Origin of the sequence: Synechocystis sp. FACHB-908 (assembly GCF_014698595.1) — a bacterium.
Classification (GTDB): domain Bacteria; phylum Cyanobacteriota; class Cyanobacteriia; order Cyanobacteriales; family Microcystaceae; genus Synechocystis.
In genome coordinates this window covers 361,895-387,063 of sequence record NZ_JACJTH010000011.1, presented here as the reverse complement: position 1 = coordinate 387,063, position 25,169 = coordinate 361,895, and the positions used below count along the sequence as shown (strand labels likewise).

Annotated in this window: 28 protein-coding genes and 1 pseudogene; 12 read left to right on the top strand and 17 right to left on the bottom strand. The window is 48.1% G+C overall.

Going from position 1 to position 25,169, the window contains the following annotated elements; all coding sequences use genetic code 11:
- Both H6G46_RS04950 and H6G46_RS04945 read left to right on the top strand, forming a co-directional pair.
- The coding region (locus H6G46_RS04950; RefSeq protein ID WP_190759818.1) for a transposase at nt 1-132 on the top strand (132 nt) is incomplete at its 5' end.
- Between the two features lie 42 nt (nt 133-174).
- A complete protein-coding gene (locus tag H6G46_RS04945; protein ID WP_010873461.1) occupies nt 175-633 on the top strand; it encodes a DNA-3-methyladenine glycosylase in 459 nt (152 codons plus the stop codon).
- A gap of 31 nt (nt 634-664) precedes the next feature.
- Here H6G46_RS04945 and H6G46_RS04940 read toward each other — a convergent pair whose 3' ends face one another.
- Nucleotides 665-1,936, bottom strand: coding sequence for a lipid-A-disaccharide synthase-related protein (locus H6G46_RS04940; RefSeq protein WP_010873462.1), 1,272 nt, complete (start codon nt 1,934-1,936; stop codon nt 665-667).
- Between the two features lie 65 nt (nt 1,937-2,001).
- Here H6G46_RS04940 and H6G46_RS04935 point away from each other — a divergent pair, with 65 nt between their 5' ends.
- On the top strand, nt 2,002-2,658 hold the full coding sequence (locus tag H6G46_RS04935) for a DedA family protein (RefSeq protein WP_010873463.1): 657 nt from the start codon (nt 2,002-2,004) through the stop codon (nt 2,656-2,658).
- A gap of 40 nt (nt 2,659-2,698) precedes the next feature.
- Nucleotides 2,699-3,016, top strand: coding sequence for a thioredoxin (trxA, locus tag H6G46_RS04930; protein ID WP_010873464.1), 318 nt, complete (start codon nt 2,699-2,701; stop codon nt 3,014-3,016).
- Nucleotides 3,017-3,073: 57 nt separating this feature from the next.
- Here the strand turns inward: trxA and H6G46_RS04925 are convergent, their stop codons facing one another.
- The 4 genes from H6G46_RS04925 to H6G46_RS04910 all read right to left on the bottom strand — a co-directional run bounded on the left by H6G46_RS04925 (nt 3,074) and on the right by H6G46_RS04910 (nt 7,902).
- A complete protein-coding gene (locus H6G46_RS04925) occupies nt 3,074-3,985 on the bottom strand; it encodes a 2OG-Fe(II) oxygenase (protein WP_010873465.1) in 912 nt (303 codons plus the stop codon).
- Nucleotides 3,986-4,177: 192 nt separating this feature from the next.
- Nucleotides 4,178-5,836, bottom strand: a complete 1,659-nt coding sequence (gene groL, locus H6G46_RS04920) for a chaperonin GroEL (protein ID WP_010873466.1) — start codon at nt 5,834-5,836, stop codon at nt 4,178-4,180.
- 162 nt (nt 5,837-5,998) lie between these two features.
- Entirely contained in the window at nt 5,999-7,063 is a 1,065-nt protein-coding gene (locus tag H6G46_RS04915) for an ABC transporter ATP-binding protein (RefSeq protein WP_010873467.1), read from the bottom strand.
- A complete protein-coding gene (locus H6G46_RS04910) occupies nt 7,042-7,902 on the bottom strand; it encodes a pentapeptide repeat-containing protein (protein WP_010873468.1) in 861 nt (286 codons plus the stop codon). The genes H6G46_RS04915 and H6G46_RS04910 overlap by 22 nt, the downstream gene beginning before the upstream one ends.
- Nucleotides 7,903-8,181: 279 nt before the next feature.
- Between H6G46_RS04910 and H6G46_RS04905 the strand changes: the two genes are divergently transcribed.
- Entirely contained in the window at nt 8,182-8,865 is a 684-nt protein-coding gene (locus H6G46_RS04905; protein WP_223211282.1) for an SIMPL domain-containing protein, read from the top strand.
- Nucleotides 8,866-8,902: 37 nt separating this feature from the next.
- Here H6G46_RS04905 and H6G46_RS04900 read toward each other — a convergent pair whose 3' ends face one another.
- From H6G46_RS04900 to H6G46_RS04875, 6 genes are all read right to left on the bottom strand, one after another.
- Nucleotides 8,903-9,556, bottom strand: coding sequence for a DUF4335 domain-containing protein (locus tag H6G46_RS04900; RefSeq protein ID WP_020862157.1), 654 nt, complete (start codon nt 9,554-9,556; stop codon nt 8,903-8,905).
- Nucleotides 9,553-10,161 (bottom strand): DUF3038 domain-containing protein, encoded by a 609-nt coding sequence (locus tag H6G46_RS04895; protein WP_020862156.1) that lies wholly within the window; start codon nt 10,159-10,161, stop codon nt 9,553-9,555. Before H6G46_RS04895 ends, H6G46_RS04900 begins: the two co-directional genes overlap by 4 nt.
- A 139-nt stretch (nt 10,162-10,300) precedes the next feature.
- The gene (locus H6G46_RS04890) at nt 10,301-11,560 is read right to left on the bottom strand and encodes a DUF445 domain-containing protein (protein WP_010873473.1); all 1,260 of its coding nucleotides are present in this window, start codon (nt 11,558-11,560) and stop codon (nt 10,301-10,303) included.
- Between the two features lie 145 nt (nt 11,561-11,705).
- The gene (locus H6G46_RS04885; protein ID WP_010873474.1) at nt 11,706-12,206 is read right to left on the bottom strand and encodes a thioesterase family protein; all 501 of its coding nucleotides are present in this window, start codon (nt 12,204-12,206) and stop codon (nt 11,706-11,708) included.
- A gap of 39 nt (nt 12,207-12,245) precedes the next feature.
- Complete coding sequence (gene menC, locus H6G46_RS04880; RefSeq protein ID WP_010873475.1) at nt 12,246-13,208, bottom strand: o-succinylbenzoate synthase; 963 nt, start codon at nt 13,206-13,208, stop codon at nt 12,246-12,248.
- Between the two features lie 103 nt (nt 13,209-13,311).
- Nucleotides 13,312-14,520 (bottom strand): peptidylprolyl isomerase, encoded by a 1,209-nt coding sequence (locus tag H6G46_RS04875; RefSeq protein ID WP_010873476.1) that lies wholly within the window; start codon nt 14,518-14,520, stop codon nt 13,312-13,314.
- 46 nt (nt 14,521-14,566) lie between these two features.
- Between H6G46_RS04875 and efp the strand changes: the two genes are divergently transcribed.
- The 3 genes from efp (at nt 14,567) to H6G46_RS04860 (ending at nt 16,825) form a co-directional block, all read left to right on the top strand.
- Entirely contained in the window at nt 14,567-15,130 is a 564-nt protein-coding gene (efp, locus tag H6G46_RS04870; RefSeq protein WP_010873477.1) for an elongation factor P, read from the top strand.
- A gap of 107 nt (nt 15,131-15,237) precedes the next feature.
- Nucleotides 15,238-15,702, top strand: coding sequence for an acetyl-CoA carboxylase biotin carboxyl carrier protein (accB, locus tag H6G46_RS04865; RefSeq protein WP_010873478.1), 465 nt, complete (start codon nt 15,238-15,240; stop codon nt 15,700-15,702).
- Nucleotides 15,703-15,931: 229 nt separating this feature from the next.
- Nucleotides 15,932-16,825, top strand: a complete 894-nt coding sequence (locus tag H6G46_RS04860; protein ID WP_010873479.1) for a carbon dioxide-concentrating mechanism protein — start codon at nt 15,932-15,934, stop codon at nt 16,823-16,825.
- A 35-nt stretch (nt 16,826-16,860) separates the two neighbouring features.
- On the opposite strand, the gene H6G46_RS04855 is transcribed toward H6G46_RS04860, so the two are convergent.
- Nucleotides 16,861-17,346, bottom strand: a complete 486-nt coding sequence (locus tag H6G46_RS04855; protein ID WP_010873480.1) for a PIN domain-containing protein — start codon at nt 17,344-17,346, stop codon at nt 16,861-16,863.
- Between the two features lie 9 nt (nt 17,347-17,355).
- Entirely contained in the window at nt 17,356-18,141 is a 786-nt protein-coding gene (locus tag H6G46_RS04850) for a hypothetical protein (RefSeq protein WP_010873481.1), read from the bottom strand.
- Between the two features lie 112 nt (nt 18,142-18,253).
- Between H6G46_RS04850 and H6G46_RS04845 the strand changes: the two genes are divergently transcribed.
- Complete coding sequence (locus H6G46_RS04845) at nt 18,254-18,517, top strand: hypothetical protein (RefSeq protein ID WP_041425836.1); 264 nt, start codon at nt 18,254-18,256, stop codon at nt 18,515-18,517.
- 156 nt (nt 18,518-18,673) lie between these two features.
- Here the strand turns inward: H6G46_RS04845 and H6G46_RS04840 are convergent, their stop codons facing one another.
- Together H6G46_RS04840 and glcD are read right to left on the bottom strand one after the other, a co-directional pair.
- Entirely contained in the window at nt 18,674-18,967 is a 294-nt protein-coding gene (locus H6G46_RS04840; RefSeq protein WP_041425837.1) for a PQ-loop repeat-containing protein, read from the bottom strand.
- A 172-nt stretch (nt 18,968-19,139) separates the two neighbouring features.
- A complete protein-coding gene (gene glcD, locus H6G46_RS04835; RefSeq protein WP_010873482.1) occupies nt 19,140-20,618 on the bottom strand; it encodes a glycolate oxidase subunit GlcD in 1,479 nt (492 codons plus the stop codon).
- Nucleotides 20,619-20,771: 153 nt separating this feature from the next.
- Here glcD and H6G46_RS04830 point away from each other — a divergent pair, with 153 nt between their 5' ends.
- Nucleotides 20,772-21,095 (top strand): DUF3082 domain-containing protein, encoded by a 324-nt coding sequence (locus H6G46_RS04830; protein WP_010873483.1) that lies wholly within the window; start codon nt 20,772-20,774, stop codon nt 21,093-21,095.
- Nucleotides 21,096-21,259: 164 nt separating this feature from the next.
- Here H6G46_RS04830 and H6G46_RS04825 read toward each other — a convergent pair whose 3' ends face one another.
- Nucleotides 21,260-21,682 carry a hypothetical protein gene (locus H6G46_RS04825; RefSeq protein ID WP_010873484.1) on the bottom strand — a complete coding sequence of 141 codons (423 nt, stop codon included), beginning with the start codon at nt 21,680-21,682 and terminating at the stop codon, nt 21,260-21,262.
- Nucleotides 21,683-22,019: 337 nt separating this feature from the next.
- Here H6G46_RS04825 and H6G46_RS04820 point away from each other — a divergent pair, with 337 nt between their 5' ends.
- Both H6G46_RS04820 and H6G46_RS04810 read left to right on the top strand, forming a co-directional pair.
- Nucleotides 22,020-23,498, top strand: a complete 1,479-nt coding sequence (locus tag H6G46_RS04820) for a WD40 repeat domain-containing protein (protein WP_231848036.1) — start codon at nt 22,020-22,022, stop codon at nt 23,496-23,498.
- 335 nt (nt 23,499-23,833) lie between these two features.
- Nucleotides 23,834-23,953, top strand: a pseudogene (locus H6G46_RS04810) (transposase); the annotation flags it as partial.
- A gap of 45 nt (nt 23,954-23,998) precedes the next feature.
- On the opposite strand, the gene H6G46_RS04805 reads toward H6G46_RS04810, so the two are convergent.
- A complete protein-coding gene (locus H6G46_RS04805) occupies nt 23,999-25,168 on the bottom strand; it encodes a pyridoxal phosphate-dependent aminotransferase (RefSeq protein WP_010873487.1) in 1,170 nt (389 codons plus the stop codon).
- Between the last annotated feature and the right edge of the window lies 1 nt (nt 25,169).

The window sequence follows — 25,169 nt, the reverse complement described above, 5'->3', positions numbered from 1 at the left end:
CTTTTTTTGCCGAAATATTCTCCTGATTTAAATGATATTGAGCATGACTTTAGTGCCTTGAAACGAGCTAGAATGTACGCTCCTATTGACACGTCTCTTGATGAAATTATCCGTTCTTACTGTGGCGTTTAGCGTCTCAGCTTTATTTGAAACTACTATACTAATACGGCGCAAATGTTATTCCAAAGATTTTTGGACTATGGGCAACCCAAAGGATGGACCGCACAAACCTTAGCTAATGTGGACCCAGAATTATTGAGGGAACTAGGTATTTCCCGTTATAAAACTCGCTATTTAAAAACTTGGGCGATCGCCTTACAAAATAATTTTCCTTCTTTACCTGAATTAGAAACCTGGGGTGACCGGGCCATCGTTGAACAGTTAACAGCTATTAAAGGAATTGGTCCCTGGACAGCGCAACTATTTCTTCTATTTCGTCTTCGTCGTCAGGATATTTTACCTAATCAAGATTTAGGAATTCGGATTGCAATTCAAAAATTGTATCAATTGCCCGATCGCCCTAATCCAAAGCAAGTGTCCGAATACGGCAAAAACTGGCAGCCCTATCGCAGTCTGGCTAGTTGGTATTTGTGGCGGAGTTTGTCGGCAACGGTTAGCCAGATTCACTTGTAGGCGTTAGCGCTGAAATTTTTCTAGTAAAAACCTAACACCATTGTTCCCTGAGAATCTCTGCAATGCGGCGGGCCGCTCCAGCTTGTCCCAGCCTTTCCCGGCCATTACAGGCGATCGCCTCTAGTCGCTCAACATCATGAAGTACTTGTTGTAAAGCTTCCCCAGTTTGGTCAGGACTATTCAACAAAATTAAGGATTCTCCCAAAAGCCAGGTTTGACGGCGCGCAAAATAGGGATTGTATTGGGGGCCTTGTCCGGGAAAACTAATCACTGGTTTCCCCAACCCGACAAATTGTTCTGTGGCGGTACCGGCCATGGCGATCGCCGCTTGGGCATGGTGCAAACAATCGGCAAACTGCTGTTGGCTAAAAACCAGCCGGGCATGATCTTTTTGGAAAACGGGCCCTTTAATCAAGCAAGAAACCTTGTTGGTCAAAAGTTCCACGGCATTATCTTCCAGTGGTTGCCAACCTTGGGTTTCCAGTTCAGCCATCAACGTTGGTAAGGGCAAGGAAGGGGCGATCGCCGCCAGGAAAGTTATGGAAGCATCGGCAAAATGGGCTAACACACTGGTTAAACTTTCCACAATCAAGGCCCAATTGCGTTCCATTTCCGGTGATCGGGAACCGGGTAAAAGGGTAATGGTTAAACTTTGTCCTGGCTGTAACGTTTGGGGCTTGTAATCCTGCGGGTTTAAACCGTCCATCATTGGATTGCCCACGGCATAACTGGCCACACCTTGGTTTAACAAACTTTCATGGGTGAGGCGATCGCGGGGAAAGACTGCTACGCAATTTTTCCTCGTCATTAACCACCGTTCCCAAGGATAGTAAGCGCAACCAAGCCATTTTTCCCAAGCTTGGGTACTAGGTAACCATGCCCCAGCGGGGGAGCGCAGATAATATTCCGACTTGGCTGTGCCCACAAAGGCGTAATCACCTCGGCCCAACCAAGCGAGGGCCAAGGGCACTATGTCCCCCACCGCTAGAACTTTCCCCCCCTGGGCCGTCCATTTTTGCAAACCGCCTAACTGGGCTTTGGTCAATCCCCATAAGCCTCCCTGAACATCCCGCCATAATTCCCTGGCATCCATGTTGTTAAAGCCGCCGGAGGGCATGGTTTTCACCGGGCCAATCAAGAGAATATTTAAACGTCGATAACTGTTGCCTTCCCCCACTAGGGGCAATCCCACTAATATTTCCCCAGGCTCCATTCCCGCCAACTCACTCCAAGCCTGGCCAATACTGACGGCGATCGCATCCTCTCCGTGCCCATTGCTGAGCAGTAGAATCTTCGGCAACATCCAACACTCCCATCCGTTACACTGAAAATAAGCAGAGTATTAAGAATTATTAAATAAGTATCACCATGGGTTGGGAATTTTTTTCGCTAGAGACATTGCAGGAATTGGCCCGCCAATATGGTTACGGAGCCGTATTCTTTGGCATTGCCTTGGAAAATGCAGGCATTCCCATCCCTGGAGAAACCATAACCCTGTTGGGGGGCTTTTTGGCCGGCAGTGGAGATTTAAGTTATGGCGGGGTATTAATCGCGGCGATCGCCGGGGCCGTGTTGGGGGACAGTTGTGGTTACTGGGTGGGACGCTGGGGCGGTTGGCCCTTACTAACCAGGGCGGCCCAACTGTTCAACATTCCCCAGGAAAAACTAGACCAAGCCCGGCATAAATTTAGTCAGAATGGGGCGGCCGCAGTGTTTTTTGGTCGTTTTGTTACCCTGTTACGAATTTTTGCGGGGCCCATGGCCGGCATTGTCCGCATGCCCTACGGCAAATTCCTGTTGTACAACATCGGCGGTGCCTCCGTCTGGGCTGCCATCACCGTTAGTTTGGCTTACTTTTTGGGGCGGGTGGTCACCATCGAGCAAATTATTGCCTGGACGACCCAATTCAGTTGGTTTGCCCTAGCAGCAGTGGTGGGCATGGTGGGCATTTACTTTGTCTTTCACTTCCTGCAAAAGCGTTTTGATCAAACCATTGAGTCGACCATAGGCGATCGCCCCCAATAATTGTTAGAACTGGATTAATATCTTTGCGAGGGAAAATACCATGGCCGTCAAAAAACAGTTTGCTAATTTTGCTGAAATGCTGGCCGGTTCCCCCAAGCCGGTGCTAGTGGACTTTTACGCTACCTGGTGCGGCCCCTGCCAAATGATGGCCCCCATTCTGGAGCAAGTGGGCAGTCATCTACGCCAACAAATCCAAGTGGTGAAAATTGACACTGATAAATATCCGGCGATCGCCACCCAATACCAAATCCAGTCTTTACCGACCTTGGTGTTATTCAAGCAGGGCCAACCAGTGCACCGCATGGAAGGCGTACAACAGGCCGCCCAGTTGATCCAACAGTTACAGGTTTTTGTGTAAATACCATTCCGGCGATCGACAACAAACCTTTAGTTAATAGTTTCTAAATATATTCAGTCAATTCATCTTTTTGCGGATCCAGCCGTTGACTGTGAAGCGACTATGGGCAAATTCCCTAGAAGGACAAACCACAGACATCACTTCGTGGCGACAACGGCTATTAAAAAAGATAATAGAATTATTGATGGGGGTAATGGTTTGAAACTTCGGATGGGTAGTAATGGTGTTATTTTTAAGCTCCGTGTCGTAGAGCCTTAATTCTCCCCCAGAAAAAGCTTTCGGTTCTTGATAAAAATAATAGACATAGGTAATTTGTCGGCTAGCTGTTTTTTCACTACCTGCGTCATTGTGGATTCTATAATAACAACCATCATTATGGGCTGTGAGTTGTAATTCTATTTCTGCAACTTCAAAGGGAGAAAAGTTTAGTTGACCCAGTAATTCCGGTAACTTTTGTTTGATTCGTTCCCGTATTAAAGCTGATAATGCAGGAATTTTTTGAGAAAAAAGCACGTAGGATTGGCGATATTGATTAGCTTTAGTAGTAGTGTTAGATTTAATGTATTCTTCTTTTTTATCAATAGCCTCTGTGATGATTTTTTGATTTTCTTCCGGTGATAAGAAGTTTTTAATTTCTCCGTAGGTACCGGGCAAAAATATTGATTCTGACTGCTGGTGTAATGTCGGTTCCGATAGGCTGAGGTTTATTTGAGGATACTGTGACTGTAATCGCCTAATTTTTTCCTCAGCCTTAGCCACTAATTTATCCACTGAGTGATGCTTAAATTCGGTGAAAATCCCTGCCATTTCGAGGATTTTTAGGGCTATCGTTGCTTTTTCCTGAGGAGAACATTGATCGTTGTCAATAATTGTTTCTAAAGTATCAATGGATTTAGTTAATAACTTTTTTGCTCTAGTTGATAAGGCTAGGTTATCTCCGTTGGTCTTTACTTTTGCTCCCCTGTTCATTATGCAGTTCCCCTGGGTTACCTAAGGCCAATCACATTTTTTGCTGAAAATTGATGGTTGGAACAATTCTAACTGTTTTGAAGCCAACAAAAATCCCCCTCCTAGTTAGTAAAGGAAAGGGGACAAAAGGCGACAAAGCCTTCAGATTATTAACAATGGATTGATGAGTCAATCATGGCAAGGATGGAACGATTACATCATGCCCATGCCGCCCATACCACCCATTCCGCCCATGCCACCCATATCGGGCATAGCGGGAGCCGCAGGTTCAGGTTTTTCCACTACTAAAGCTTCAGTGGTCAACACCATCCCAGCAATGGAAGCGGCATTTTGCAGAGCAGAACGTACCACTTTAGCGGGGTCGATGATGCCAGCGGCTATCAGGTCTTCAATTTTGCCAGTGATGACGTTGTAACCTTGATTGCCAGTAGCTTCTTTAACTTTTTCCACAATGACGGAACCCTCTACCCCAGCATTGCTGGCCAACTGGTGCAGGGGAGCTTCCAGGGCTTTGGCGATGATGTCGGCGGCAACCCGCTCTTCATCGTTGCTGAGTTGGGCTTTAAAGCTTTCAATTTTGCCCGCTAAACGAATTAGGGTTGTACCACCACCGGGAACAATACCTTCTTCCACTGCGGCTTTGGTGGCATTGAGGGCATCTTCAATGCGGAGTTTGCGGTCTTTGAGTTCGGTTTCCGTTGCGGCCCCGACTTTAATCACAGCTACACCACCGGCTAGTTTGGCAATGCGCTCTTGGATTTTTTCTTTGTCGTAATCGGAATCAGAAGCAGCATATTCTTTCCGCAACTGCTCAATCCGCTCTTTGACTCCAGCGGAAGCCCGTTTGTCGGCCCCAGCGACGAGGATGGTGTTGTCTTTTTCCAAAGTGGCTTTAACGGCTTGGCCCAATTGATCCAAGCTGACGGTGTCGAGGCTCAGGCCAATGTCTTCGGAAATGACGCTACCACCGGTGAGGATAGCGATATCTTGCAACACAGCTTTACGCCGATCGCCAAAGGCGGGGGCTTTAATGGCGGCCACGTTGAGTACACCCCGGGCTTTATTGACCACTAGGGTAGCAAGGGCTTCTCCTTCAATGTCTTCCGCAATGATTAACAGGGGACGACCGGCCCGGGCCACAGCTTCCAGTACGGGAACCAATTCCGCAATGGCACTGATTTTTTTATCGGTGATGAGGATTAAAGGATTATCAAACTCCACCAACTGGCGATCGCTATCGGTGATGAAGTAGGGAGAAATATAGCCCCGGTCGATCTGCATCCCTTCCACCACTTCCAATTCGGTGTTGAGGGATTTGGACTCCTCCACGGTGATGACGCCATCTTTGGTGACTTTGTCCATGGCATCGGCAATCATGGCCCCAACTTCGGGATCGTTACCGGAGGATACGGTGGCCACTTGGGCGATCGCCGAACCTTCCACGGGTTTAGCCACAGCCTCAATTTCTTGAACGAGGAAAGTGGTAACTTTTTCGATGCCCCGACGGAGAGCCACGGGATTAGCACCGGCGGCGACGTTGCGCAGACCTTCCCGCACTAAAGCTTGAGCAATAATAGTGGCGGTGGTGGTGCCATCCCCAGCAATTTCCTTGGTTTTGGAAGCAACTTCCTGGATTAGCTTAGCTCCAGCATTTTCTTCCGGGTTGGACAGTTCAATTTCTTTGGCTACGGTGATGCCATCGTTGACAATCTGGGGAGCACCGTACTGCTTTTCTAATAAAACATTGCGACCTTTGGGGCCGAGGGTAATCCGCACCGCATCAGCCAGGGCATTAATCCCCGCTTCCAAAGAGCGTCTGGATTCATCCTTAAAGGAAATAAGTTTAGACATAGACTAAAAAGTTACAAATAACGTCAAAGGTGGCGGACAAGTCCATAAAGCACTTTAGCACTCTTGGCAGTGGAGTGCTAAGTCAGGTAAGGTTCGGTTTCCCGGTCTTAGAGCTTGGCGATCGCCCTGGATTTAAATGGGGGAGTAACGGACGTTTAATGCTCACTGGCTGGTGGTGATACCCCGTTCTCGCAGTTGGCGGATGAAATAATCTTCCAGGGAAGGGCGGGCCAGGTTCATGCTGATCAAACGGGCATTAAGACTGGGTAACGCATCCACTAGAGCTTGGACATCCCCTTGGTAATGGCCGTGCCAAACATCCTGTTCCTGACTTAAATTGGCTAGATATTTACCCAACGCCTCTTCTTCTCCTCCCTTGAGCACCACTTCATAGCCTTCGTCATTACCTAACACTTCCGCCAAAGAACCACTGCACAGCAATTCCCCCCGCGCCAAAATGGCAATGCGGTCACAAATTTGTTCCACGTCCGCCAAAATGTGGGAGTTGAAAAAGATGGTTTTGCCCTGTTCCTTGAGGGAAAGAATAATTTCCCGCACTTGGTAGCGCCCCAGGGGGTCCAAACCGGACATGGGTTCATCGAGGAAAACGACTTCAGGATCGTTAATCAATGCCTGGGCCATGCCCACCCGTTGCAACATACCTTTGGAATATTGTCGCAATTGCTTCTTTTTGGCGGTTTTTTGGGCTAACCCCACCAGGTCACACATGGCCAGAATGCGCCGTTGTCGTTCCTGTTTCCCAATTTGAAACAGACTGCCGATGTAATCCAAAAATTCCCAAGCGGTTAAAAAGTCATAAAAGTAGGCATTTTCCGGTAGGTAGCCCACCCGTTGTTTAGTCTGGCGATCGCCGATGGGTTTGCCTAGTAGAGTACCCCGGCCACCGCTGGCACGAATTACCCCCAAAAGAATTTTTAACAGGGTAGTTTTACCTGCTCCATTAGGACCCAGTAAACCAAAGGTTTCCCCTTGCTGTACGGCAATGGACAAAGGTTTAAGGGACTCCACCTTCTGATTCATCCAAAAGCCGGTGCGGTAGATTTTGCTAATTTCCCAAGTTTCCACCACATTGGCCTGAATCGGTGGCTTTTCCTCAGCGGCGATCGGAGTTGACACAACCATTGCTCTTTTTCCTCCCTGAAAAAATCCTGCTCCCAAGAGCGAGTCACTAAATATACTAAATATTAAGTAACATCGAAAACGCATTGATCGGTTTCGATCATGGTGGGAAAAGTCTTAAAAATGACTGTGCAGGATTTGACATACTGCTGAGCCCATTGTTGAGCCAACTCAATTTGCTTTGGGGTCAACTGTTCCTGCTTGGCCCCTTGATAGTTAAGTTTAACGATCTTTTTATCCACCTCAAACTGGGCAAACCATTCTTGTTTGGGCCGGGCCGATTGTAGATAACGGCTAGCCATGGTACTGCCCAAATAATGATTACCCAAATTACCTAAATATTCAAAAGTCAACAACAGGTCTTCCACCGTCAAGCTAGTGGGTAGGGGCGCTGGGGATTGAGTCTGAGCTTCAGTTTGAGGATCAGGAGTAGCGCTCCCTGTTTCTTTAATCAGACCAAAGTTTTCCGGTCTAAAGCCAGCATCAAACTGGGTTTGTTGATTGTATTTTGCCTTGCTTAACTTTGCTCCGGTTAAGTCTGCCCCCGTCAGCAAGGCTCCATGCAAACAGGCATCTTCAAGATTAGCCCTGGTTAACAAAGCTCCGGCACAAAGGGCATTGTTTAAATGAGCTCCCTGGAGGTTGACTTTAAGCAAAAAAGTTTTTATTAGAGATGCTTGCCTTAGGTCCGCCTTAGCTAAATTCGCCCCCGACAGATCTGCATTGTTAAAATAGCATCCCTGTAATTTACAGCCTTGCAAATCCGTTCCTCGCAGGTTAGCTTCACTGAAGTCCGATCCGCTAAAATCCGCCCCTGCTAGGGTGAAGCCATGGAGGTCAATGTGCCGTAGGGCTAAGTTGGGAAAATTGCGTTCCCCTACCTGGTACTGACGAAGAATTGCCTGGGCTTGATTATTGTCTACCATCGAAAATTTTTCCGCTGCCGAGACTGCCGGTCAATTAAGATTAACCCTATCTAGTGCAAACCATAGCATTGAGTGGGTAACTTGTTGTCAACCCTTCATTGTACCTTGCAAATATGGAGCAGGGGTTAGCTTCCATACTCCAGCTAAGTCCCTCCAAAGTATTGGTATTTGGAGGATTTGGAACTTTCCCTTTGAGCATCAAAAAGAAGGGTGCGACCAAAATTTTTTTCTAGGAGGCCAACTATGGGCATATCAAAACTTTCTAAATTTTCTGCATCCGTGCTCTTGTCCGGTGCGATACTCACCACCTTGCCCCCCTCTCCCCTCTGGGCTAACGAAATGCAACAATTGCTCACTGTCACCGGCCAAGCTTCGGAGTCTGTCCCCACCACCCTAACGGAGGCTCAGCTAACAGTGGAAGTCCAAGCCGATACCGCTGACCAGGTGCAAACGGCGATCGCCGAACGGAGTAACCGTCTGGTGGCCTATCTACGCAGTCAAAGGGTGGATAAATTACAAACCCAAGGACTCCAACTCCAACCCAATTATGTTTACAGCAATAACGAAAGAAGACTGGAAGGTTACATCGGCAGTAACACCGTCAGTTTTCAGTACCCAAGCGACCAAGTGGGAAAAATCCTTGATGAAGCTGTGCGGGCCGGGGCCAGTCGCATCGATGGTATCCGCTTTATTGCCACTCCTGAAACCCTCAAAGCGGCTGAGCAAAAGGCCCTAGTAGCCGCCACCGCCGATGCCCAAGCCCAAGCTCGGGTGGTGTTGTCCAGTTTGAATCTAACGCCTCAAAACATTGTCCGTATTGTCATTAACCCTAGCCCGGACCAACCCATGCCCCTTTTTCGGGGCGCCCTGGCCGCCTCCCCCATGGCAGAGTCTGCTCCCACCCCCATTATTAGCGGTGACCAAACAGTGCAGGCCACAGTAACTTTGGAAATTGCCTATTAACTAATGTCAAATGATAAGCCTTATTTTCCTAGATCTGTTAAGGAGTGGGGCCATTGGGGGGATTGCCATTACCCGGCTGGACCAAATTAGGGGGGTTGCCGGGGTTCCCTTCCGGCTCCCGAATTTCGGGGATGGGCAGCCAGTAGAGCACCAGGGCAAAAACCGCTAAGCCCAAAGCTCCCAAGCTGGCAGGAATGGCCCGTTGCACAAAGGGTTCATCCGATTGTCGGTGGCGGCGGGACAGGGGCTCCAGGGTAAGGGAAAAATCCGGTAAGGTATGCCGATCGCCAATAAACTGATCCACCGCTTCCACTAGGTCAAAAAGTTCCACAGTGCTTAGGTCAACGGCGATCGCCTCGGAGGATTCATCGGCCGGCGGATGCCACACCAAACGGTGCAGGGCCTGATCCGGCAGGGGCATTAACTCGGCCCATTCCCCATTTTCCCCCTTGGTTTCTGCGGGGTGGGGAATCCCACTCAAACAACCCTGGGCGTAACTGTTGACCGCCTTGGCCAAGGCTTCCAGAAAAGCCCTCCCCCCCTCTAAACTTTGATTGGTACTGAGAAACTGACAACGGGCATTGAGAATGATTTGCAAATCCCCGTTGCTAGAACCGGGGTCAGTGCCGCTGGCCATGCCCTCCAGGGTGAGGGTACAGTTGGGTAGGCGATAGGGTCGTTGAATATTCAAGCTACTTCTCCGTCAAACAAGCTGATCCATAAACGTTCCATGCCAATGGTGCCGGTGCAAAACATCAATTGGTTAAGCAAACCCAGGGCAAAATCGTCCATGGCCGGTTCCGAAGCCAACAACACCGATACTTTAGCCCGGCGGGGATTCATCCGGCTACTAAAATGGGAACGGAATTGGTCTAGGTAATCCGACAGTAAAAAATTGGTGCCCACTGGCAACTGTTTGGCTCGCATTTGTCGTTCCGCAATTAGTAATTGCCGCATGGTTACATTTAACGGCTTGGCCTGGTAGTGGGCGATCGCCGTCAGGGCCTTAGCTTGGTCTAGGGTGAGTAGGGTGCGGTTATAGGAACGTCGCCAGGGGTTAGTACAGCGTAACCGCCACAGGGCTAGAGCATGGGGAATGATGGATTGCAAACCTAAACTTTCCGCACTGGCTAACATTTTCGACGCCGAGCCCACATCCAAAGCCTCGATCGCCAGTAATAGCAAATCAAGGCGTTGCTGTAACTGGCTGGCACACCGCTGATTAGACAGGGGAAAATCCGGCAAAGTTTTTAGCACAGCGGCCTGTTCTTCAACAACAACAGCGGCATCAGACATGGGCGAAGTTAACACAGGCTGAGTTGGGCAAAGGAAAATAACAGTAAAAAGGGCGACCAAAGGATCGGAGGAAATGACCTAAACAACGATCTAAACTCTGACACTGCCAACCATGGTATCGCATCGGGTCGGACTCCCATCAAAAACCACGGCTGACCAGGAAAAAGCCAGTCTGCAGACCACCAATAATCAACCCTAGCACTCCCCCCAAGTTGACAATGGCCTGGAGTTCGCTGCGCACAATGGCCTGGACAGCGGTTTCCAGCTCGGCGGCGGGGGTTTCATTAATACGGTTGATAATCACCTGGTCAATGGCCAGGATGGGGATAATTTGCTTAACAATTTTTTCTAGGTCATCCTCCAAATACCGTTCCAAAATTGAGGCCAATTCCTCACTTACCAAGCCCAAGGAGCCGGTTACCGCTGTGGAAGACTGGAGCCGATTGACAATGAGCACCGCCACATTATCCCAATCCACCGAGCTACCAAAATCCTTCAGCAATGGTTCCCCCCGCTCCCGAATATAGGTCCGCACCACTTCCCCTGTGGTCCGCCGTAGTTGTCGCACCGTCGAAACCGGTAAATTTTCCAGGGACAATTGCTGTAGCCAGTCCTTGAGGCGATTCCGAATTTCTAGGGAAAGCAATAATTCCTTCAAGCGTAAATTGGCCGTTTCCTTTTCCTCCAGGCAAAAAGCCCGCAAACGGGTGAGGGAATTACGCACCCCAAATAAATTGGCCACCACCCAATAGGTGCCACTGGTTTTTTCTCGAAAACCCTCATCAATCACCTGGATATTGCGATCGCTCAAAAAGTCCACCAACGCCAAACGAATCGTGTCCGGCGGCAACACTGTGCCCAGTAACCAATCAGCAAACTGACGGGATTGTAATTCCGACAGCCGAAATTCCAGCAAAATTTGGTCAAAAATACGGTTAATCTGGTCCGAGAGAAAATTATCCTGCCGAGCCAGGGCTTTTAATAGGCGGGGTAAAGATTCACTAAATAAATCTCGTAAAATATTGGCGAGAATTTGGGCGGTTTTTTGTTGCTTATCTTCCCGAATTTGCTTTAGGGCCAATTGCAATAACCATCCTAAAGCTCCCTCTACCCGCTCCCGTTGCAGTAGTTTACGGGCCAGCCGTTGTAGCTCCTCCGGGGTCAGCAAAGAACCCATAATGGTGTCGGAAACCCTCTTAGCCAGTCGTTCCTGGTTGCGGGGAATTAATCCAGGAGTAAAGGGGAGTTGATAGGGGCCCAGAAAGAGAGGTTTGTAGGGACGAAAGAGCATTTTGATGGCTAAATCGTTGGTGAAATAGCCAATAATTCCCCCCGCAATGGGTGGTAAAGCTAGGGAGAGGAGTAGGGAGTAATTAATCATCATCAAAGGCAAGGGCATGGAATCCCCGACCCAAACTGAACGGTATGGAAGTTTTGTTTAAGTAATGGTTGCGAAAAGGGAAAGTTAAAAGTTCTCGTCAGTGCCAACAAACAAATTTCCCCTCCTTCCCAAGGTAGTAAATACTGCAATGGCGGATCAAAGATCACTGTCTCAGCTTTAGTAAATGTTCCTGTACCACCGGTGGTAAACGGCGCATAATTTTGCCCTTGGCAGGGTCGATCGCCACTAGGGTAATTTTGCCAGTTACACAGGGTTCCCCGGTTTCCAGACAAACAATTTGATTTTGCCATTCCAGCCGCACTTTCTGAATTTCTTGCATTTGCACTTTAATCACTGCTGTTTGTCCCAAGCGGATGGCTCGGTGGTACCGTAGGGCCAGGCTCACCACAGGTAAATCACAACCCAGCTTGACCAAGTCGGCAAAATCCACTCCAATGGACCGCAAACATTCCACTCGGGCGGTTTCCAGCCAGGTTAGGTAGGTGCCATGCCAAACAACGCCGCCGTAATCAGTGTGGTGGGGTTGTACCCGGACCATAATCTCAAACCACTTTTCGGTCACAGCTTCCAGTTCCTGTTGGTGAACTAGACAATGGTCTCCCTGGGGGCTTGGGGGTAATTGGGGCTTGGGGGAATCACTCACAGTCAATCTAAAGGGGGCATTAAACAACGCTGATCCCCATCATACCGAGTCCGGGGTGGCCTCTGTTATGGGTTCCCTTAGGGGAGCAAAGCCAACGGCATGGTCTGGTAAGTTCCACTTTTGGGCCAGGGCCAACACTTGACCCCTGGCGATCGCCGTTTCAAACACGGAGGAAAAAATGGCGGGGATGGGATGGGTTTTTAACCAATGGTTCAGTACCCTAGGATTCCCCATGATGGCGGCTTTGAGGATGTAAAGCCCGGACCAACCTTTATCGTAGAGTTGGGCGAGTTGAGCTAAGCTGCATACCGCTTCGTCTAGGGCGATGGAGGTAGCAAAATCTTCTTGCAGTCGAAACATCTCGTCAATTTCCCCAGGAGGCAGGGGTTGCTCCAGGTATTGAATTTTGGGCCCAGAATTTTCCCTTTGGCGATCGAGGAGAGTTAACCATTGTTGGGCGATGTCCACACTCAAACCGCCGTTGGCATCGAGGCGAATTTGACAGCCTTCCGGTAACCGTCGCCATAACTGCCCATACAAATCCCTTTCTACAGCAAAATCCCCGACGCCAATTTTCCATTTAAACGTGCTAGCTCCCAACTGGGGATTGGAGGCGAGATAATCCAGGGCGGCCTCCCCTGTAGGCAAAAGTTGACAGTAACTGAGAGAGTTGGGGGAATTTTCAATCACACTGCCGCTCTCTAACTCCCACTCCGCTGAGCCAAAGGCAAACCCACAACAGGGTAGGCGATCGCCAATTTTCTCAATTTGCGCGGGGGTAATCCGACCTTTTAAACTGCGGCAAAAATCCGTGGCGCTGGCTAAATCTTCCGTGCCAAACCAGGGTAGGGGAGCAATTTCTCCTCGGCCCCTGTTACCCCTTTGGTCGGTTAACTCCACAATCAAGCCCCGTCGCCGTTGCCAATGGCCATGGGCTGTTACCACTGGCTTAGGCAGGGGGAAATTGTAGGAATAAAATTTAACGTGATAGGGTTTATCCATGGCCCAGGCTGGGATTAACGGCTACATTAATCTCAAAAAATAAAGAAAAGAGAGGTATTTTTACCTCCCTTAATAAAGTTTCTGACAATGGTTCACTGATTTATCAACTATTGCCGTTAACTAAATTGTCTGCACCGCTAATTACTTTGGCGGAAACAATTTTGTCCCCTTCACTCAACTGTTCCAACGTTTCTTTCCCGTCCACCACATAACCGAAGACCGAATAACGGCCATCCATCAAATTAAACCCCGGTGGAGTTAGCTCGGTATCAAACTTAAAGAAGAAAAATTGGGAAGAACCACCATTGGGTTCCGTTTCCGGCCGAGCCAAGGCGATCGCCCCGTAGGCATTGAAAGGTAAGGCCAATTCCGGTAAGTACATGCCGGCATCTTCCAAGGTCATGCCATAGATGGGGCCCTCTTCTCCCTTGACCAAAATTTCCAGGGGAATGGCCCGGTATTCTTTGGTTTGGGGGTCAATAAAGCCCGCTTCTGGCCCTGGGGGATCCCCCGCTTGAGTCACAAAGAAATCTTCCGAACGGATAAAAGGTAAACCGTCATAGAATTTGCGTTGCACCAAATCCACAAAGTTACCGGCGTTAATGGGGGCGCTGTAGCCATCCACCACAATGGTCAGGGGACCCTTATTGGTGGTCATTTCCACCGTGGCCCGGCCCTTGAGTTGAGGAAGATTAGCAAATTCTTCAGGAATGGCAAAGGGGAAATCCGTCACCATCAGGGCTTCCAAATCCCCGATCGCCGTCAGGGCTGATTTACGGAAGCTAATCACCTGTTCTTTATCCTTAGCCTCTACTGCTTCGGTTAGGGCAGTTAAATCGGTTTTGATACTGCCCAATAAAGTTTCCGCCTCCGGTTGGCGATCGGCCGGTACCCCAGCAAGAATCTTATCTTCCTTCAAGGTGATGGTCAGATTAGCCGCCCGCACATCTTTTTTAATCGCCGGCCAACGCTTAGCCCGGATGTGGTTAGAAATATCTTCCAAGCTGTCCTGCAAGCGCCGCACCTCTGGATTATCGATGGGCAGAGCGTAGCGCAAAATGGCATTGGGATCCGTAATGGCATTGCCCTGGGCCAAAGCACCCAACAGCATCGGCTGGTTCAAAGGCAAGCTCCATCCCGGCATAGCCCATGTCAGAGATAGCATGGTTAGCAACAAGGACAACAAGCTCAATTGCAGGCCCCGTCGGGTAATTATCCCCAGGGGAGTTTTAATAATTTGCATCATAATGATTGTGGTTTGTTCTCCAGCATAGGGGGCAACAGCAAAATTTTCCCACTTCAACGCCCCCATCCCCTAGTAGAATGTTGGGTGAACTTTTGAGTCTTCCTTGGCTTCCATGATATCCAGTAACGATTTTCGCACAGGTACCAGTATTGTGATGGACGGCGCAGTCTGGAAGGTGGTGGAATTCCTCCACGTTAAACCAGGCAAGGGTTCCGCCTTTGTGCGGACCAAGCTCAAAAGTGTTCAAACCGGCAACGTGGTGGAAAAAACTTTCCGGGCGGGGGAAACGGTGCCCCAGGCCAACATCGAAAAATCAGTGATGCAACATACCTATAAAGATGGGGACCAATATGTCTTTATGGATATGGAAACCTTTGAAGAGGTGAGCATTGCCCCCGATACCCTGGGAGACAAGGCCAAATTCATCAAAGAGGAGATGGAAGTCAGCGTTGTCACTTGGGATGGCACCATTCTGGATGTGGAATTGCCTACCAGCGTTGTGCTGGAAATTGTTGAAACTGACCCCGGTGTGAAGGGAGATACGGCCACTGGCGGCACCAAGCCAGCCATTTTGGAAACCGGTGCCCAGGTAATGGTGCCCCTATTCATTGCCCAGGGAGAAAGGATTAAAGTTGATACCAGGGATGGTTCCTACCTAGGACGGGACAATGCCTAAGCTGTGCTTAACTTGATCAATTGGGTAGATGGATTTTAACCCGTAGGCTCATTGGTCAGCTCAAGCTTTACTAATCGTATTTTGTTGTATTGGGGGGTGGGTAATTCGTGGCTATTAACTTTACGGAACTGCGGGAATTGTTGGGGGTAATTTCCCAAAGTAATATCACGGAGTTCAGTCTAAAAAGCGGCGATTTTGAGGTGTCAGTCCGTAAGGATGGTATGGCCGGCGGCATCTCCGTTGTCCCTCAGGCGATCGCCCCCCAGCCTGCCCCGGTGGTTTCTGCCTCAGTTCCCTCCCCCGAAGTTGCGGCCCCATCCCCAGCGGATCAAAAGTGGACGGCGATCGTTTCCCCCATGGTGGGTACTTTTTACCGAGCCCCAGCCCCGGATGAGCCTCCCTTTGTGGAAGTGGGAGATGCAGTCAGCAAAGGCCAGGGAGTGTGCATCATTGAAGCAATGAAGTTAATGAATGAAATTGAAGCGGAAGTGGCGGGGCAAGTGATGGAGATTGTGGTGGAAAATGGGGAGCCGGTGGAATACGGTCAAACCCTAATGTGGATTAAACCCTAGAGGTCCCTTTAAAATGTCCTTTGCCCCGAAGTTTGCAAGGAACTTCGGTAAACCCCCCCCCTATCATTTGAGTTTTAGTGGAGCCATTTAGAATAGAAACCCAAATTTCGCGGCACAGGATCTAAACTCCATTCTGCTTGACCCTGGTTCGAGATACCGTTTGGGTGCTTCCAACTCGGTGGGTTATCATAGAAGGCGATCGCCACAGCGGCCCTGATCTTTTCCAGTTGTGCCGACTTCCCCAACAATGACTAGCGTCCCCATTGCCCGTTCCCCGCGCCCCAGTTATCAGCAAATAAATCAACATCAACCCAGTGATAGTGCCCTGGGGTTAGTCTCCACCAGAAGCTTTCCGGCGATCGTGGGGACAGCAGACATGATGCTGAAATCTTCCCAAGTGACCCTGGTGGGCTACGAAAAAATTGGCAGTGGCTACTGTACCGCAGTGGTACGGGGCAAGGTGGCCGATGTGCGCCTAGCAGTGGAAGAGGGGGCCAGAACAGCAGAACAGTTTGGCCAGTTAGTGTCGAAATTGGTTATTCCCCGGCCCATGCCCAACCTCCAGGCGGTATTCCCCATCGGTAGTCATCTGGTAGAACTTGCTCAACAGCAACGGGGTTACAGTCGTTTGAGCAATCGATCCATTGGCCTATTGGAAACCAGAGGTTTTCCGGCTATGGTGGGGGCCGCCGATGCCATGCTCAAATCCGCCGATGTGCAGCTAGCTTCCTACGAAATTATTGGAGATGGCCTTTGCACCGCCATTGTCCGGGGAACGGTGGCCAATGTGGCCATGGCGATCGAGGTGGGGATGCAGGAAGCAGAACGCATTGGGGAACTCCACGCAGTAATGATCATTCCCCGATTGTTAGAGGATTTGGAACATACCCTGCCAGTAGCCACCTATTGGTTGGACGAAAATGAACCTCTACCGATGTTACTGCCCAATCAAGTCCGGGAAAAACAACGGCAATTGGTGGCCTTACCGGAATTAGAAAAGGCTGTAGTACCCCAACGTCAGGCAAAACCGTTGCCTTTGCAAGAGAAAACAGAAGCTCCCTTAGTTCTAGAAAAAGAGGCGGAAAAGCCCATAGTGGAAGTGCTAGGTCCAGAAATTGATTAGCTAAACGGGGCGTTAGAGGGCTATTGGAAGCCGGCTTAGGTATTTTGGGCATCAAGGAGATTTCCCTGAAGGGCTATGCTGGGCATTCTGCGGACCTCGATGATTTCCTTGCCCAACTTGTGTATGTCATCGTCTTCCGAGTAGATGCATGATGCTTTCTGGGCTAGGGCAACAGCTAAGACCATCATGTCAATTTTCATCTTTTCCCGCTGGATGCCTAATTCTTCCCTCAGCCCCCACTTATTGATATGGATTTTGCCGTATTCAATACTCGCTGGAACGTCAAATGGTACTATTTTGGTCCTTCGAGAAATCTCTTCCATGACTCTTGGGTTGTCTTGAGGATTGCATCCCATCAGTAACTCGGCAAAAACGGGAGCCGGTATAATGATATGGTTGCGGTTGGCTTCCAGCTGATTCATTAGAGCTTCTGCCTTTGGGATGTTTTCTTGACGGTCGGAGGATGATTGCCTTTGAATGCCCCACACGACAATATTTGTATCAAGACAAATAATACTCATTTCAGTGCATTAATCTCCATTTTGGCTTTCGGCAAAGTAGGAGACTGGGTCATCGATGTGGGAGAAAGCATCGCTGATACTCTGTTTAAGATGATTAAAGGTCTCTGTTATTGGGGAGTCTTGGTAGTCCGTGAACTCGATGATTTGAAAAGACTGGATTTCCATGTCATTCATTCTCCATTCGGCGTTCCCCCTGATGCCAACAATCTCATACAATCTTTGCCCAGCTTGACGAACGATCGCCTTTTTAGCATCACAGTAGAGTATTTTACCGGACATCATTTTGATCGCAACTTTGGGTTCACTGCCGCCGACTCGAATGATTTCTCCGTAGAGTGTGGTTTCCCCTTGCATTGTAATAGATGCAGGAATTTCTAATGTTTGATTGATTGAGGTTAGATATTTACGACTCCCATTGACGGCATAAAATTCCGTATTAAATCCTCCTTTCTTAGAGAGTTGACGAATCTTGGCAATGCTTTCAACGGTTTTTGAGGGAAGAATTTCGAGCTTGCGGGTCTCTATGCAATGGGAAACGGCTTCAAAGGCAGGAACCGTGATTTCGGGTAGACTAGGCTCATACTCCAGGATATAGCCATCACCTTTAACGTTTTTCAGACCGACTATGATGTCATTGGTACGGATCTCGGAATGCTTATCATGAACGTAAGTGCTGATTATTTCTTCTGTCGCTGCAATTAATTCGCCAATATCCTTCGACCTGACTTTGCCGGGGGATATCCCTGCTCCAGTCAAGCTTGTTTCAATCGTGGTATCTCCATAGCTTTGGGTCATTGTAGGTTGGCACGGAGTTGATTGCGTGGCCTCTACAGTGAGAATAACAAGTAATCGACTCTGTGGATAGATGGGAGAGGGTCAGCTTATTTGCTTTTTTTGACACTGCGCTATGGGATCATTCTGTCTTCCCTTTCTTACTCCGGAGTTGACGGGGCTTTTTCTTGGTGGTAGTCGCCAGTGCTACCGATTAATTGCCGGTGTGATTGAGTTATGTCCAGAATTGGAATTAATATTAAAGGAAATGAGGCGCTTGGGATGGACTGAAGAACGGGGGAGAGGTTATTTGCAGGAAAATTTTCGCAAGCGTTCTAGATATGAGTTAACAATTGAGGAATGTCAACTGTTTTTATTTTACCCACAAAATTTGCTGTAATTATTTAACCTTGCTAGTGAGTTTTTCCTGAATGATTGTTTGCTTATTGAGCAAATCATTTCGCTAGGCATTGGTAACATCTCTACAACTGCAGTTTTTTGATCGTAGGCGATCGCCAAAGGTACAGGTTAATTGGTTAACAAAAACTTTCTGGTTTTAAATAACAGGAAATACTTTGTAATAAATCATCACAAAAATAGTCAAGATATTAATGGCGTAGTTAAATAAAAGGGGCCACATATTAGCATCAGTTCTTGCCTGCTCATAAAGAACAAACACCAGCGTAAGGACTTCCCCGATAAACCACGATCCTAAAAACAAGGGAGACAAACCGTTAGCATTGCCATTCAGCCAACATTCGTAGGCCTGGGGGATGCCACAAACTGCCAACATGAAAGCGCCGATCCATCCTATGGCCCTGAGATTTTGATTTGCTGGTTCTTGTTGCATCGATGCTTTTTTAACGCTGGTTTAACAATGTGGAACGATTATCTGAATTTATCCAAATCCTATTTGCTCTAAAAGTTAATTAACCTTCCCATTTAGCCATTTTTAACCATTTGTTGACTTTCTCAGACTTTTTGGAGCCATGGGAGATTATTGTCAGTTTTTTGTTTTAGGGTCAATAAATTTCCTCCATTTTCTTGTCCTGGCCTAGGTTAAGCCGTTGGGCATTGGCCACTTCTCCACAACTGCGGGGGGTAGGAAAAAGCTTACCAGGATTAGCTAAGTTATCAGGATTAAAACATTGTCTGACCCATTGCATTGTTTCTAAATCTACTTCGTTGAACATATTGGGCATAAAGCAATTTTTATCAATGCCAATGCCGTGTTCTCCGGATAAACTTCCCCCCAATTCCACACAGCGTTTAAGGATTTCTCCCCCCAATTCTTCCACTTTTTCCCAGGCTCCTGGTACTTTTTGATCATACAAAATTAGGGGATGTAAATTACCGTCTCCGGCATGGAAAACATTGGCAATGGCAAAGCCATATTTCTTACTTAAATCATTAATGTCGCTTAAAATCTGTACCAATTGAGTCCGGGGTACCACACCATCTTGGACAAAGTAACTGGGGCTTAGTTTACCCGCCGCCGCAAAGGCCGCTTTTCTTCCTTTCCACATTTTTAGGCGGGTTTCTTGGTCGTAGGCGATCGCCGTGTTGCGGGCTCCATTGTTGCGGCAAATTTCTTCTACTTTGGCTTGGTTTAATTCCACTTCGATGGGCAGACCGTCCAGTTCCACTAACAAAATGGCCGCCGCATCCCTGGGGTAACAATTGGTGGCCACCACGTCTTCCACCGCATTGATGCTGAAATTGTCCATAATTTCCATGCCCGCTGGGACGATGCCCGCCGCAATGATATCGGCCACGGATTGGGCGGTGGCTTCGAGAGAAAGAAAATCCGCCAATACGACACAGATAGATTCTGGGGTTTTGAGAATTTTTAGGGTGATTTCTGTGGCGATGCCTAGGGTTCCTTCGGAACCAACAAATAAACCGGTTAAATCGTAGCCCGGCGTTTCGGGGACTTGCCCCCCTACTTCCACAATGGAGCCATCGGGAATAACCAGTTTCAAGCCCAGCACATGGTTGGTGGTGGTGCCATATTTCAAACAATGAACTCCACCGGAATTTTCCGCAATATTACCGCCAATGGAGCAGACAATCTGACTGGAAGGATCAGGGGCATAGTAAAAGCCAGCCCCACTAACGGTTTGGGTAACCCAGTTATTCACCACCCCCGGCTGGACAACAATGGTCTGGTTGTCGTAATCTACTGCCAAAATTTGCCGCATGCGAGTGGTGACAATCAATAGGCTATCGGCCCCCGGCAAGGCTCCCCCCGATAACCCTGTGCCAGCCCCCCTGGCAATCCAAGGAATTTGGCGATCGTGACAAAGTTTCACTATTGTGGCTACCTGTTCCGTTGTGCGGGGCAAAACCACCAGGGCCGGCCGTTGTCGATAACCCGTTAAACCGTCGCATTCGTAGGTGAATAGCTCGTCTTTGCGTTTAATTACTCCATCCTGGCCAACAATTTTTTCGAGCTGGGGAATAATATCGGTAACGGCGTTGACGGGGGAGAAAATGGCCATGGTGGGGAAGGGAAAAGTACCTATGCCAAATTCTAGTGGATTTTGCGGTGGACAGCAGCGTCAGTAGTACAATAGGGAAACTAGCTAGCGAAATTACGATTATTTTCAGCTATCCATTTGTTCGGCCCAAACCCTCGTCAAATTTTCCCAAATATGAGCGAAGATTCCCCCAAACCAGAAAAAAAAGAACCTGTTCCTCCTACGCCCCTACGATGTTTGGTCGGTTCCGGCATTTCCGCGACCTTAGCTTGGGGTTTATATCTTTTGACTTCGGCGATCGCCGTTAGTTTTGCCAGTAAGCCGGTGTTGTCTGATAAGCCCATTGTCCAGCGCATTGCTTCGGCGGTGAGAACTTTGGTGCTGGGATTAGCTTCCATGGGCACCTTTATTTTTGCCTTTGTGGCGATCGGCTTAATTTTGTTGATGGTTCAGTTAATTCTGCAAAAACAACCCGACCGTAATAATGGGGAAAGTTAGCTGGGGGAGTTTAGTTTTTCCAATCAACTTTAACGAAAAATCACCGTAAGAGCGTGCTTGAAAAGCCCCCAGCTCTAGCCATGGGGAGCATGTAAACCATGCAATTTGTAAAGTTGTGGAGCTAATTTCCCTCGTTATCTCTTCCATTTTAAACAATTGATGGCCTAATTTAAATAAAGGATGCCCACGGCTAAGCCAATAATCATAGTAATAGCTATTAAAACTGAACTAAAAATCATAAAATTTCTGTCGAACTTGATAAACTGAGATACGAGTTTGTTTAATTTTGGATCATCGAATGAATCCATACTGTTGGAAAGTTTAATCAATGGTTTTAGGCGTTTATATCCCTTTGAATAGGCCATATTGCCAACGTCTGGTTTCTGACGTATTTCCTCATAAATGTCCGGGTAATATTTTTTAATATATTCCATCAATTGATTATATTCTTGCAAATATTTGTAATTTAAAATGCAGACAGTAGCAGAAAAGACTAAAAGATAAAAAGCTATTGCCACTGGCACCGTAAGTTGTCCAATCTGAACTTTTCGACTGAAAATGGTAGTTATCTGATTAAAAGATGACATTTAATTCCGACCTCCAATGAGTGATTGTAAGCAGATGATTATTCTGAGTTAAGTGTATATCTTAATAACAAACATTGGGTTGCTAATGTAATTTGAACAGAAACTAAAGAAATCATCATTTTCTTAATTTAAATTCACTATTTTACCATTGCCATTGGTCGGCACGGGAGTGTATAAATGGCACTACCATATTGTTGAAAAACTAGACAAGCTCAGAGAACTGTATCTGTTTTTATGGCTGAGTTTGTCAGGATATGGACAAAGTTAGCCTAGTCTTTTGCCACGGCCATTTCTTATTGGGATAAAAGCGATGAGTTATCTGAACCTAGACACATTCATGACATTGGTTTTACCTAAACTCTTACGCATGACCCTGGTTAGTTTTGTAATTGCCAGTGTTGTGGGGTCAGTGGTGGGCTGGATCGCTACTCTAATTTGGCGGGGAAAAAATTTATCGGATTTATCAGATTCTCCCAACCCCAGGGGATGGTTAATCAAACCGGCCATATTTGGCTCCTTCATTGGTATGGTACTCATCGGCCTATTACCCATCGAAGCGAATCCAGCTTCCCTTGTTGGTGGCCCCTATTCGGGGCTGTGGTTTTTGATGATGTTTGTGTTTTTAGCTCCCCTCGGTTCCATTGCTGGGGCCGTTATCGGTGCAACCCTGGGAACTAAGCAGTTTTCTCAAATTAAGCGGGAAAAGTTAATTGGCATTGTTTTACTGTTAACCTACTTTTTTGCCACTGTTGTCCTTTATGTTGGCCTGGCTCCCCCGGCATTGGTCATGGAAAAACCGACCGGAAATGATCCTTTTCCGGTGGTAGGTGAACTGAAGGGTTATGAAAGTGGGCCTAAAGACCTTGCCCTCAGTGATAACGGTCAACAACTGGCGGTGGTAACGGTGCGATATGGGGAAGACAAGGTTGAAATTTGGGATTTGCCCCGCAAAAAGGTTTTATATTCCTTTAAGACCAAGCCCAATAGCTCAGTAACCCTAAAAGATATTCTTTCATCTCTAGAATTTAGCAAGGATGGCCAACAGTTAATCACTGCGGCTGTTCAGCAAGTGCAGGTGCGGGATTTAACCAACGGTGCAGTGCAAATGCGCTTAGAAGGAGGAGAATTAGCCTATCCGATCGCCGATAATAAGCTGGTAACGTTGGCGTCGGTGGATGCCTGGGCAAATGAGCCAGAACCCCATAACATCAAGGTTTGGGACTTAGACACCGGGAAATTATTGCAAACCATTAATGCCGATCTGGCCCCCACGGAACGATTCAGTGTGCCCATTGCAATTAGTCCTGATGGTCGTTTAGTGGCTTTTCCCCCCGGACTTTATAGCGATCGCATTGAAATTTGGGATATAGGCAACCAGAAACAAGTTACAGCCCTAACCAGTAACCAGCCAGCGGGGGTTTTGTCCCTGGCATTTTCCCCGGATGGAGAACAATTGGCCGTTGCTCTGGGTCAAGGTGCCCCCCTTTCCGTTTGGGATTGGCGATCGCCAAAGCAAGTCAAGACCATTGCCAAGGCTGACCGGGCTGAAGTTTTGTATTGGACGGAACAGGGAATTTTTGTGGGTAGCGATGGTGCTTTCCAGGTGTGGGATCCACAAACGGGAGAGGCTCGGCAAAAGCTGGATTTACAACCAACAGAGGAAAGGGCAAAGAGTGATCTCCGATTTCCCCTTGGCCCCTCGGCTCTGAGCGCTGACCGTACAACTCTGGCGGTTTATATTCCTCAACAAGGTATCCGGGTCTGGCGGGTTGAGGTGGCCCCAAAAAAGCGGACAGGGGAGAAAGCTCTAAACTAAAAACCGCAACCGAGGAAAGTTTATGAGCCAAAAGAAAAGACAGTATAGCGCCGAATTCAATGCCACTTTGGCCTTGCAAGCAGTACAGCAAAGAGCGAGATAGTTAGGACAATTTTCTCAACGCTACATCAAATCCAGAAATCAGCGATTCTCCATTACTAACAAGTTGGGAAACATAACGTTTTAGTTTCGCCCAGAACTTCTCAATTTTGTTCAAGTCCGGTGAATATGACGGTAAAAATATAACCTCACCCCCAGCTTTTGCTATATCACGCATAATCCCGATTAAAACCCCCACAGGACTTACGCAAGATAGATGAGGTTAAGGTGGTAGGATGACTTTTTTCACTCGTTTAGATTACTGTCAGTATTTACTGAGCAGTCCAACTAACTACACCCTAACAAACCTTGCCAAGCATCTCGATGGCGTGAGCCATGACCGAATTAAACGTTACCTACAGGGAGTAAAACTGACTCCTCTCAACGGGTTGGACGGTTGCTCAAGCCAAAGTGCTGACAAACCGCTCTAACTCGGCCAAACCCTGTTTAATGGTGTCCATATCGGTAGCGTAGGAAAAACGCACACAGTCATCGGCTCCAAACGCCGCTCCAGGAATCACCGCCACCTGGTGGGATTCTAATAATCGGGCACTGAACTCCAGGGAATTAAGCCCCGTTTTAGCAATGTCCACAAAAACATAAAATGCTCCTTTCGGATTAGGACAACTCAGCCCTGCAATTTGATTGATGCCTTCCACTATCACCTGTCGTCTTTCTGTGAAGGCTTTGACCATGGTCTCCACACAGGTTTGGGGATTTTCCAGAGCGGCGATCGCCCCGTACTGGGCAAAGGTACAAACGTTGGAGGTGCTATGGCCCTGGATGGTGCTACAGGCTTGGATTAAGGGTAATTCCCCCGCCAGGTAACCCACCCGCCAACCGGTCATGGAATAACTTTTGGCAAAACCGTTACTAATGATGGTGCGTTGGAAAATCTCGTCGTTCACCGCACCAATGCTGAGGTGCTCTGTGCCATCGTAGAGAATGCGCTCATAAATCTCATCGGAAACTACGTATAAATCCTCATATTCCAAAATCACCGCCGCCAAAGCCCTAATTTCGGCAGGAGTGTAAACTGCCCCGGTGGGATTGGAAGGAGAATTCAGCACAAACAGCTTACTTTTGGAGGTAATGGCCTGCCGTAGTTGCTCTGGGGTGATTTTGTAATCCGTGGCCGCTGTGGTGTTGACAATAACTGGGGTTCCTTCGGCTAAACGCACCATTTCTGGATAACTGAGCCAATAGGGGGCGGGAATAATTACCTCATCCCCCTGCTCAATCATGGCTAGCATTAGGTTAAACAGGGAATGTTTACCCCCATTGGTCACCAAAATATTGGCCGCCTCGTAGGGCAAATTATTCTTTTCCCGTAACTTTTTGGCGATCGCCTGACGGAGGGCCGGTTCTCCGGCGGCGGGGCCATAGCGGGTCTTCCCTTCATCCAAGGCTAATTTGGCCGCCTCCACAATGTGGGGGGGAGTGGTAAAATCCGGTTCCCCAGCGGTAAAGCTAAGCACATCAATGCCCTCAGTCCGCATTGCCTTGGCCTTTGCCGTAATTTCAAGGGTGATGGAAGGCACAACTTGGCTAACTCGCTGGGTTAGTCGCATA